This is a genomic window from Aquamicrobium defluvii, assembly GCF_004363725.1.
Taxonomy (GTDB): Bacteria; Pseudomonadota; Alphaproteobacteria; order Rhizobiales; family Rhizobiaceae; genus Mesorhizobium; species Mesorhizobium defluvii.
Map to the genome: position 1 here is coordinate 24,559 of NZ_SNZF01000036.1, position 9,640 is coordinate 34,198.

General features: G+C 64.2%; 11 protein-coding genes and 1 tRNA gene. 8 read left to right on the forward strand and 4 right to left on the reverse strand.

The features are described from left to right. The first annotated feature begins 9 nt into the window (after positions 1 to 9). Together DES43_RS19515 and hisG are read left to right on the forward strand one after the other, a co-directional pair. Positions 10 to 1,134 (forward strand): ATP phosphoribosyltransferase regulatory subunit, encoded by a 1,125-nt coding sequence (locus DES43_RS19515; RefSeq protein WP_035029430.1) that lies wholly within the window; start codon positions 10 to 12, stop codon positions 1,132 to 1,134. Next, positions 1,131 to 1,850 carry an ATP phosphoribosyltransferase gene (gene hisG, locus DES43_RS19520; RefSeq protein ID WP_035029426.1) on the forward strand — a complete coding sequence of 240 codons (720 nt, stop codon included), beginning with the start codon at positions 1,131 to 1,133 and terminating at the stop codon, positions 1,848 to 1,850. The genes DES43_RS19515 and hisG overlap by 4 nt, the downstream gene beginning before the upstream one ends. Positions 1,851 to 2,144: 294 nt before the next feature. Here the strand turns inward: hisG and DES43_RS19525 are convergent, their stop codons facing one another. From DES43_RS19525 to rpmH, 4 genes are all read right to left on the reverse strand, one after another. Then, the gene (locus DES43_RS19525) at positions 2,145 to 2,579 is read right to left on the reverse strand and encodes a Fur family transcriptional regulator (RefSeq protein ID WP_035029423.1); all 435 of its coding nucleotides are present in this window, start codon (positions 2,577 to 2,579) and stop codon (positions 2,145 to 2,147) included. A gap of 162 nt (positions 2,580 to 2,741) precedes the next feature. Then, a complete protein-coding gene (gene yidC, locus DES43_RS19530) occupies positions 2,742 to 4,580 on the reverse strand; it encodes a membrane protein insertase YidC (RefSeq protein WP_035029420.1) in 1,839 nt (612 codons plus the stop codon). Between the two features lie 8 nt (positions 4,581 to 4,588). Further along, positions 4,589 to 4,942 (reverse strand): ribonuclease P protein component, encoded by a 354-nt coding sequence (rnpA, locus tag DES43_RS19535; protein WP_035029415.1) that lies wholly within the window; start codon positions 4,940 to 4,942, stop codon positions 4,589 to 4,591. A gap of 14 nt (positions 4,943 to 4,956) precedes the next feature. Further along, the gene (gene rpmH, locus DES43_RS19540) at positions 4,957 to 5,091 is read right to left on the reverse strand and encodes a 50S ribosomal protein L34 (protein ID WP_035029411.1); all 135 of its coding nucleotides are present in this window, start codon (positions 5,089 to 5,091) and stop codon (positions 4,957 to 4,959) included. A gap of 259 nt (positions 5,092 to 5,350) precedes the next feature. Between rpmH and DES43_RS19545 the strand changes: the two genes are divergently transcribed. From DES43_RS19545 to DES43_RS19570, 6 genes are all read left to right on the forward strand, one after another. Next, positions 5,351 to 6,829 carry a sensor histidine kinase gene (locus tag DES43_RS19545; protein WP_035029408.1) on the forward strand — a complete coding sequence of 493 codons (1,479 nt, stop codon included), beginning with the start codon at positions 5,351 to 5,353 and terminating at the stop codon, positions 6,827 to 6,829. A gap of 134 nt (positions 6,830 to 6,963) precedes the next feature. Next, positions 6,964 to 7,040 (forward strand) — tRNA-Arg (locus tag DES43_RS19550). Between the two features lie 278 nt (positions 7,041 to 7,318). Beyond that, entirely contained in the window at positions 7,319 to 8,281 is a 963-nt protein-coding gene (locus DES43_RS19555) for an ArdC family protein (RefSeq protein WP_035029405.1), read from the forward strand. Beyond that, positions 8,278 to 8,649, forward strand: coding sequence for a DUF2958 domain-containing protein (locus DES43_RS19560; protein WP_035029402.1), 372 nt, complete (start codon positions 8,278 to 8,280; stop codon positions 8,647 to 8,649). The genes DES43_RS19555 and DES43_RS19560 overlap by 4 nt, the downstream gene beginning before the upstream one ends. A gap of 54 nt (positions 8,650 to 8,703) precedes the next feature. Then, positions 8,704 to 9,045 (forward strand): hypothetical protein, encoded by a 342-nt coding sequence (locus tag DES43_RS19565; RefSeq protein ID WP_035029400.1) that lies wholly within the window; start codon positions 8,704 to 8,706, stop codon positions 9,043 to 9,045. Positions 9,046 to 9,149: 104 nt separating this feature from the next. Then, positions 9,150 to 9,640, forward strand: a 491-nt coding sequence (locus tag DES43_RS19570) for a ParB N-terminal domain-containing protein (RefSeq protein WP_483458041.1), incomplete at its 3' end; no start/stop codon positions are given.

The following is a 9,640-nucleotide window of genomic DNA, read 5'->3' on the forward strand; positions in this document are numbered from 1 at the left end:
AGACCGTCGATGAGCTCGCGATCTCCCTCCGTGGCGGGCGACGTCAAGGCGCTGTTCGCCGCCAGAAACGTCGATCTGGTCGAGGTCGGCGTCTTGCAGCCGGCCGATCCGTTCCTCGACATTGCCGGCGAGGATTTGCGCCGGCGCATTTTCCTCACCGAGAGCGAGACCGGGCAGGCGCTGTGCCTGCGCCCGGAATTCACCATTCCCGTCTGCCTCGACCACATCGCGAGCCAGGCCGGCACGCCGCGCCGCTATGGCTATCTGGGCGAAGTGTTCCGCCAGCGCCGCGACGGCTCCAACGAGTTCTTTCAGGCCGGCATCGAGGACCTTGGCGACACCGACACTGCTGCGGCGGACGCGCGGCTGGTGGCGGATGCGCATGAGTTGCTGGCCAGAGCGGTTCCGCAGGCCAGCCTGAAACTGACCATCGGCGACCAGTCGGTGTTCGAGGCGGTGCTGGCGGCGCTTGGCCTGCCGCGCGGCTGGCGCATGCGTCTGGCGCGCGCCTTCGGCTCGCACGCCATGCTGGATGCTGCACTTGCCGATCTCGCCAATCCGCCGCGCAACGGCCAGCTTGCCGGTCCGGTGGCGCTGCTCGCCGTCGATGGCGATGCGGAAGGGCTGACCGCACAGATTGCGAAGGGCATGGAGCAGGCCGGCCTGCCGCTGTCTGCCGGCCGCACGCCGGCCGAGATTGCGCGGCGCCTGATCGAGAAGGTGCAACTGCGCAGCGTGCGCCTGTCCGACGATGCCTTCGCCGCGCTTAAGACCTTTCTGGCCATCGACACGCCGCTCACCGGAGCGGCGGACGCACTGCGCGGTTTCGCCGCCGAGGCCGGGCTGGAACTCGGCACGGCGCTCGACCTGTTCGCGGAACGTGCCGAGGCCATCGCCGGCCATGGGCTGGCTTCCGGAACCGTGCGCTACGATGCCGCCTTCGGCCGCCCGCTCGATTATTATACCGGTCTCGTTTTCGAGATCGGGGCCGAAGGCACCGACGGTCGCCCGCTGGCCGGCGGCGGCCGCTATGACCGCCTGCTGACGCTGCTTGGCGCGAACCATCCCATTCCCGGCGTCGGCTTCTCCGTGTGGCTCGATCGGGTCGAATCGCTCAGGGAGGCGCGGGCATGAGCGTGACGCTGGCCATTCCCTCCAAGGGACGGTTGAAGGAAAAGACGCTGGAGATACTGGCGCGGGCGGGGCTTGCCGTCAGCCTGCCGGAAGACGACCGCCGTTACCATGCCCATGTCGGGGGGCGCAGCGACATCGAGGTCGTGTTCATGTCGGCCTCCGAGATTTCGGGCGAGATCGGCAGCGGCGGCATCGACCTCGGCGTCACCGGCGAGGATCTGGTGCGCGAGAACCTGGCCGACTGGGAAAGCCGCGCCGAAATCGTCGCGCGGCTCGGCTTCGGCCATGCCGATGTGGTGGTGGCGGTGCCGGACATGTGGCTCGACGTCGACACCATGGCCGACCTCGACGACGTGGCGGCAGATTTCCGCCAGCGCCATGGAAGGCGGCTGCGCATTGCCACCAAATACTGGCGCCTCACGCAGCAGTTCTTTTCCGGCAAGCACGGCATTCAGGTCTACCGGATCGTCGAAAGCCTGGGCGCCACCGAGGGCGCGCCGGCAGCCGGTTCCGCCGATGTCATCGTCGACATCACCTCGACCGGCTCGACGCTGCGCGCCAATCATCTCAAGGTGCTGGGCGACGGGGTGATCCTGCGCTCGCAGGCTTGCCTGGTGTCCTCGCGCAAGCAACGGCCGGCTGCGGACGAGGCGCTCATTCGCGAAATCGCCGCCGCCGTAGAGGCTGCTGTGGGCGATCCGGCCGCAGGTGATTGAGCTTATGGTTTGACGGTGTGCTTCTCCCGTCGCCGGGCCTGCACGGCTTCGCCGTCAAGCCGGTCAACCGGATGTGTGGGCTGAAAAGCTAGAGCATTTTGCAGCCAAATGGAAACATTTGGCGTCGCACAAATGCAGTATAAACAAATAGTTAGATCATTTCATCGATTCGGAGAAACGATGAAATGATCTAAAGCATGTCGCCCGAAAGTGGCCTCCGGTTTCGGGGCAGCGACATGCGTAAAAACCGGAACCTGAAGCGTAAGCAGCGGATCTGAAAGATCGCGACACGCTTCAGCCTGTCCGCCTGCGGTTCCTTTTCGCGGGCTTCACGTAGATTTCCAGCTTGTGGCTGACGATGTCGAAACCGTGCTGCCGCGCGATTTCCTCCTGTAGCCGCTCGATTTCATCGGAACGAAATTCGATCACGTCCCCGGTTTCGACATTTATGAAGTGGTCGTGATGTTCCTGATCGGCGCTTTCGAAGCGCGCGCGGCCGTCGCCGAACGTATGCTTTTCCAGCACGCCTTTATCTTCCAGCAGCGCCAGCGTGCGATAGACTGTGGCGATGGCGACGCCCGGACTGATCTCGCTCACGCGCCGGTGCAGTTCCACCGCGTCGGGATGGTCCGAGGATTCGGACAGCACCTGCATGATGACCTTGCGCGGCCCGGTCAGACGAAGCCCATGCTCCTTGCACAGGGTTGCTATGTCTTTGCTGAATCTCATGTCCGCTCTTCGCGCTGCCTTCACTGCGGCCTTGCGGCGCCAATCATAGCCCTAACCCGGAAACGGAGTCGTTTCCAGTGACGGAAGGGCAGACGGGCGGGATGCCCAAAAAAGAAAGGCCCCTCGTTTGAGGGGCCTTTCCCGGATGCGTTTGCTGACGCGCTATTCCGCGGGTTTTGGCTTCTTGCGGAACAGGCCCGAGAGATTGTCCCACAACTCGATCTTCACGCCCTGGCGCTTCATGATCACCGCCTGTTGCAGGATCGAGAGCAGGTTGTTCCAGGCCCAGTAGATGACCAGACCGGCCGGGAAGCCGGCCATCATGAAGGTGAAGATGACGGGCATCCAGTTGAAGATCATGGCCTGCGTCGGGTCCGGCGGGGCCGGGTTCATGCGCATCTGCAGGAACATGGTCACGCCCATCAGGAGCGGCCAGATGCCGATATGGAGCATGGTCGGCACATCGTAGGGCAACATGCCGAAGAGATTGAACAGCGAGGTCGGATCGGGTGCCGCCAGATCGTGGATCCAGCCGAAGAACGGGGCATGCCGCATCTCGATGGTGATGTAGAGCACCTTGTAGAGTGCGAAGAAGACCGGAATCTGGATCAGAACCGGCCAGCAGCCGGCGATCGGATTGATCTTTTCCGTCTTGTACAGCTCCATCATGGCCTGCTGCTGCTTCATCCGGTCGTCCGCGTATTTTTCGCGGATTTCCATCATCTTCGGCTGCACCTTCTTCATGTTGGCCATCGAGGCATAGGACTTGTTGGCCAGCGGGAAGAAGACGAGCTTGACGACGACGGTGGTGGCGAGGATCGCCAGACCGAAATTGCCGAGCATCCTGTAGAGCGTGTCGATCAGCCAGAACATCGGCTTGGTGATGAAGTGGAACCATCCCCAGTCGATGAGCAGGTCGAAGCGGCGGATGCTGCGCTCCTTTTCATAGGCGTTGATGGTCTCGACTTCCTTGGCACCTGCGAAGACCAGCGATTCGACCGTGGCCGACTGGCCGGCGGCGACCGGGATGGCATCGCTGAGGAAGTCCGCCTGATAGCGCGGGCGTCCGTCCTCGAAATAGGCGAAGCGCGGCTGGAACGGCTGCTTTGCGGTCGGCACCAGCGCCACCGCCCAGTACTTGTCGGTGATGCCGAGCCAGCCGTCGCTGGACTTGCCCGGCGTGTACTGCTTGTCGTCCTCGACGGCGGAGTATTTGTGCTCTTGCAGCCCTTCCTCGCCGGTGACGCCGATCAGCCCCTCGTGCAGCACGTAGATCGAGGCTGTGGTGGGCTTGTCGAAGCGGGTGACGCGGCCGTAGCTGAACAGGGTGACATCGCCCGCGCCGCCGTTCTCGACCGTGTCGGACACGGTGAACAGGTAGTGCTCGTCGAGCGAATAGGTGCGCCTGAAGGTAAGGCCCTTCTCGTTGGTATAGGTGAGCGTGACCGGTGTGGCGGGGGTAAGCGTCGGGTTGCCGTCGACCGTCCACTCTGTCTGGGGGCCGGGCACCGCGCCGGTTGCATCGCTGCCGACGAAACCGATCTCGGCATAATAGCCGTTGGGCATGGCGGCCGGGTTGAGCAACTCGATCTCGGGCGAATTGTTGTCGACCGTCTCGCGATAATCCTTGAGCTTGAGGTCGTCGAGCCGCCCGCCGATCAGGTTGATCGAGCCTTCCACGCTCGGCGTGTCGATCTTTACGCGCGGCGTGCCCGCAAGCGCCTGTGCACGGCCTGCGGGGGCCGCCTGGCCATCGGGGCCGCCAGAGCCGGGAATCGCGCCCTGTCCGGGTGAGGTCTGTCCCGGCGCGGTCTGGCCCGGCGCGGTTTGGCCGGGTGCCGGCAGGTCGTTGTTTCGCTGCACCTGTTCCTGGCGAGCCTGCTCGATCCGGGCCGCTTCGCGTTGCGCCTCGATCCGCGGGTTCATGTAGAAGACCTGCCAGAGCAACAGGATCAGCACCGACAGCGCAATGGTTATGAAGAAATTGCGATTGTTTTCCATCCTGAACCCTATCGTGATCCGCGGATCCGCCGGGAAAGCTCGACCCTGAGCTGGTCGAATGTGGCGCCGAGCACATCTTCGCGCCCGACGATCACATAATCGTTGCCGGGCTGCATGTCATGTGCGGCATGGGTGCGCACGGCCTCTTTCAGCCGCCGCCGGACGCGGTTGCGCACAACCGCGTTGCCGACTTTTTTGGTGACGGTATAGCCGACGCGCGGCGTCTTGTCGTCGCCCCGGTCGAGAACCTCGACGAGGAAAAGCCGTCCACGGCGCTTCTCACCGCGCCGCACGGCCAGAAACTCCGCGCGTTTGAGAAGCCGCCCGGGCTGTGGTCCCGAAGGCTTGCCTGCGCCGGGCAACGAACTCGTTTCCGTCAGGCGCTCAGCCGCTTGCGGCCACGATTGCGGCGGGCTGCGATGACGGCGCGGCCGCCATTGGTGGCCATGCGGGCACGGAAGCCGTGGCGGCGCTTGCGAACGAGTTTGGAGGGTTGGTAGGTACGCTTCATTTATTTAATACCGCGGTGTGCGGCCCTTCTTGATTCTGCCATCGATACGACAGGAGCTGTGCTCAGCCATTGTGACGCGACCGAAACCGCGCCGGGAGGTCAGGCCCGAGCGTGAGCGGCTTATATGGATTGGGGCCGGTGAAGTCAATCGCCGCGCAGGCCCGGTTTGCGACTGCCGCCGCAGACAGGAAGGCTCTTTTCCCCTATGCTGTTCATGCCCGGAAAAGGGCTTGGCAGGGATCGGAAAGCTCGGGAAAGCATGACGCAGGACGTGCAGGGAAAGGAACCGCCGGAGCCGGCCGCGGCCACGGTTCCGCTTGCGCGCGGCCTTTCCACCAAGCTGCTGCTGCTCACCCTTGTGTTCGTTCTTCTTGCCGAAACCTTCATTTTCCTGCCCTCCGTGGCCAGCTACCGCATAAGCTGGCTGCGCGACCGGCTTGCCACGGCCGCTGCCGTTTCCATCGTGCTGGTGCAGGGCGACCCCGCGGCGCTCTCGCGCGAGGCTCAGGACGACGTCCTCATGGCCATCGGCGCCAGGGCAATCGCCATGACCGATGGCGGCGTTTCGCGCCTGCTGGTCGTGGCCGACATGCCGCCGGAAGTGGACAAGCACATCGACATGGCCAATGTGGGCATGTTCGGCGAGATCGCCGGCGCGCTCGACACGCTGATCAACGGCGGCGGCAGCATGCTGCGTATCTATGGGCCTGCCGGAGAGGACGAGCGCGAATTCGAGCTCATCATGCCCGACAAGGCCCTGCGCGCGGCGATGCTGATCTATGCACGCAACGTCGCCTTGCTGTCCCTGCTCATCTCCGTTTTCGCGGCGATGCTGGTTTATGCCGCCATGGACCGCATCATGGTGCGGCCGATGCGCAGGCTCGCCCGCTCCATGCTGTCTTTCTCGCAGGCGCCGGAAGATCCCACGCGCATCATCGCCCCGGCCGCGCGCGCCGACGAGATCGGCTTTGCCGAGCGCGAGCTTTCGCGCATGCAGGAGCGGTTGCAGAAAATGCTGGCGGAGCGCCGTCACCTGGCCGACCTGGGTCTCGCCGTTTCCAAGATCAACCACGATATGCGCAACATGCTGGCTTCCGCCCAGCTCATTTCGGACAGGCTCTCGACATCGAAGGACCCGACCGTGCAGTCCTTCGCGCCCCGTCTGTTGCGGACGCTGGACCGCGCCGTTTCCTATTCGGAGGGCGTGCTGGCCTATGGACGCACGCAGGAGCCGGCGCCCGCGCGCCGGCTGGTGAAGCTTCACTCGCTGGTCGAGGACTTGCGCGACATGGTCAACGCCGACAGCGGCACGGAATTCGTCAATGCCGTGCCCCCCGACTTCGAGATCGACGCCGATCCCGACCAGCTTTTCCGCGTGCTGACCAATATCGCGCGCAATGCGGTGCAGGCGATGTCGTCCGAAACCGACAGGGTGAGCGTGCGCCGGTTGACCGTTTCGGCGGAGCGGCAGGGGAGCGTGTGCCGGATCGTCGTCAACGACACCGGCCCCGGCCTGCCGCCGAGGGCGCGCGAGAACCTGTTCTCCGCCTTTCGGGGTGCTGCACGGCAGGGGGGCACCGGCCTTGGACTGGCAATCGCGCAGGAACTGGTGCGCGCCCATGGCGGAACCCTGGAACTCGTCGGCAGCGAGAGCGGTGACACCACTTTCGCGGTGAGCATCGCCGATCGCCCCCTTCCTTTCGGCCGCGCCTTCGATGGCCAGCGCAGACATGGCTGAGCCGGTGTTTTGCAAGGCAGGTGAGAAAACTTCAAATGCCGGCTTGCATTTCGCAAAATCAGTCGCTAGTGAAGCGGCACGTTCGCGGCCGGCACCGACAGCCGGACGCTGGGCCGGTTCCGCCGGCCTGATGCGCGCCCGTAGCTCAGCTGGATAGAGCACCAGACTACGAATCTGGGGGTCAGAGGTTCGAATCCTTTCGGGCGCGCCAATTATTTCAAAGACTTAGCAAAATCACACCGTTTCAAAATGCCGGCTTGAAACGGTTTTTGAAACGGTTTTGGCAAATCGGATAGCGTAGCGTGACGTAGCGATTTGCAGCGAAGTCAGGGCGGGAGGGTATCACGACAACCTTCATAGCGGCCAACCGATAGCGATTATGTCCCTTACCCAAGTCAATCACCGATAGAGTTGAGAGTGCGGACGGGTTTGCCGTGACGGGTTGAAGGCTGGGAGAGAGGCTTCCGGCGCCCGTCGCGGAGAATCGCAATGTCCAGACATGATCGCGGCGTTCGCACCGGCTCGGATCGGGCGAACCTTTATGACGAGATCACCACCAAAATCATCGCCGAACTGGAGGCCGGTCGCGTGCCGTGGGTGCAGCCCTGGGGTACGTCGGCGGCCAAGGCACCGCTCGGCCTGCCAAAAAACGCCACGACCTCCCGCACCTACAGCGGCATCAACGTGCTCATCCTTTGGGGCGCCGTCATTGAGCACGGCTTTCCCTGCCAGGGCTGGCTCACATTTCGCCAGGCCCTCTCGCTTGGGGGCAATGTCCGCAAAGGCGAGCGCGGCACCACAGTCGTCTATGCCGACCGCTTCACCCCGGAAGACGAGAAGCGTCGTGCCCGCGAGACTGGCGACGAGGCCCATGCCATCCCGTTTCTGAAGCGGTACACGGTATTCAACGTGGCGCAGTGCGACGGGCTGCCCGACGACATCGCGACGGTCGCACCGCCGCCACCGCCCGGCCTGATCGAGCCGAGGGTCGAGGCGCTGATAAGGGCGACGGGCGTCGACTTCCGCATCGGCGGCAACCGGGCCTTCTACGTCCCGTCCCAGGACTATGTGATGGTCCCGCCGCCGCAGGCGTATTTCGAGCCGATCAACTGGCACCGCACGGCGCTGCACGAGTTAGGTCACGCCAGTGGCCATCACAGCCGGCTGAACCGTGACTTGTCCGGCTCGTTCGGGACCAGGCTCTATTCGGTCGAAGAAATCACAGCCGAACTGATCGCGGCGTACAGTTGCGCTGCCCTCGGTATTGTGCCGACCGTGCGTCACGCGGATTATATCGGGGCGTGGCTTGAAGCGCTTCGCGAAGATTCGCGCGCCATCGTGCGTGCCGCCTCGCAGGCGAGCAAGGCGGCCGACTGGCTGCTGTCCTTCCTGCCGAACGACGAGCAGCTGCCAGCCGCGCCCGAGACCGCCATCGATAGGAGGGCGGCATGATCCTCCTGACGGACGAGCTGCGCGCGCAGCTTCTCGCCAATGGCCGCCAGCGCGACACAGATCATGTGCCGGTCGTCAAATTCTTCAACCCGCTTGGCGCTGGCGTCTGGCTGGCGACCGAACTCGATGCCGACGGCGACATCCTCTTTGGTCTGGCCGATCTCGGCGAGCCGGAGCTTGGCTATTTCTCGCTCGAGGAGATGGCCTCGGTGCGCCTGCCTTTCGGACTTGGTATCGAGCGCGACATTCTCTTTTCCGGCGTCTTTCCGATTTCGGTCTGGGCAGAGGCTGCGCGGGAAGCCGGCAGCATCCGAAGTGCCGAACGGATCATCTATGCCGCGGTGCGTAAGCGGCGAGAGGGCGTCTGATGCGCCTCCGCCGCCGGCATAGATCTAACCCGCCTGACGACTGGGGGCCACGCGATGATGCCTCCTGATCGTCTGCGCTCGCTGCTGGCGCGCATGGAGGATGCGCTCGCGGATACGCGGCGCAATCTCGCGCTTGCCGAACGCGCACTGAGCAATCGCGCCGAGGGCGAGACCATTCGTTTGCGCCCGAAATCCCGGCACTACCACCGGCGTATGAGCCGCTGGACAGGCGCCGACGAAGCGGAATACCGGCGAGTGCTGAATCGTCTCATGGCGGTCGCGGGGCCGGATCTTGACCGGCTCCGGCGCAAGATCGACCGGCAGGAGGCGGCGATCCTCACGCTGCGCCGGAAATACCGGGTGAATGCGGAGCGCCCGCAGAGCTTCGACTGGTAGCGTCGCACCTGCGGCTTGGTCGAGAGTGAGAGAGGGGTTGGGGATTTCGTGACGGGTTGGAAGGTCGAGAGAGGGTCTCGGCCGCCCGTCACGGAGAAACCACCATGGCCAAAGCTGCCAGGAAGTCGAAGAAGCCCGCGACCGCAATGATCGTCTTCTCGCGCTCGCGTGACATTCCCTTCAATCGCATCCGCCTCTCGGACAGCAATGTCCGCGAAACCGACGTCGAGGCCGGCCTCGACGATCTCACCCACGACATCGACCGTCGCGAGGACATCGTGCAGGGCATCAATGTCCGCGCCATCCTCGACGCCGACGGCAACGAGACCGGCGATTTCGAGACCCCGGCCGGCGGTCGGCGCTTCCGGGCGATCGCGCGTCTGGTCGAGGCCGGACGCTTTCCCGCCGATGGCCTCGTTCCCTGCCTCGTCAAGAAGGCCGACGCCAAGACCTCGGCCGTCGACGACTCGCTCGCGGAAAACATGCTCCGGCTCGGCCTGTTAGGTTCTGTGTCGCGACTGTCCTGTTGGATTCGTACAGCCGTCATGGTTGTGGGCGATATTCGCGGGGCATACCGAGGAAGGCACACAGACGT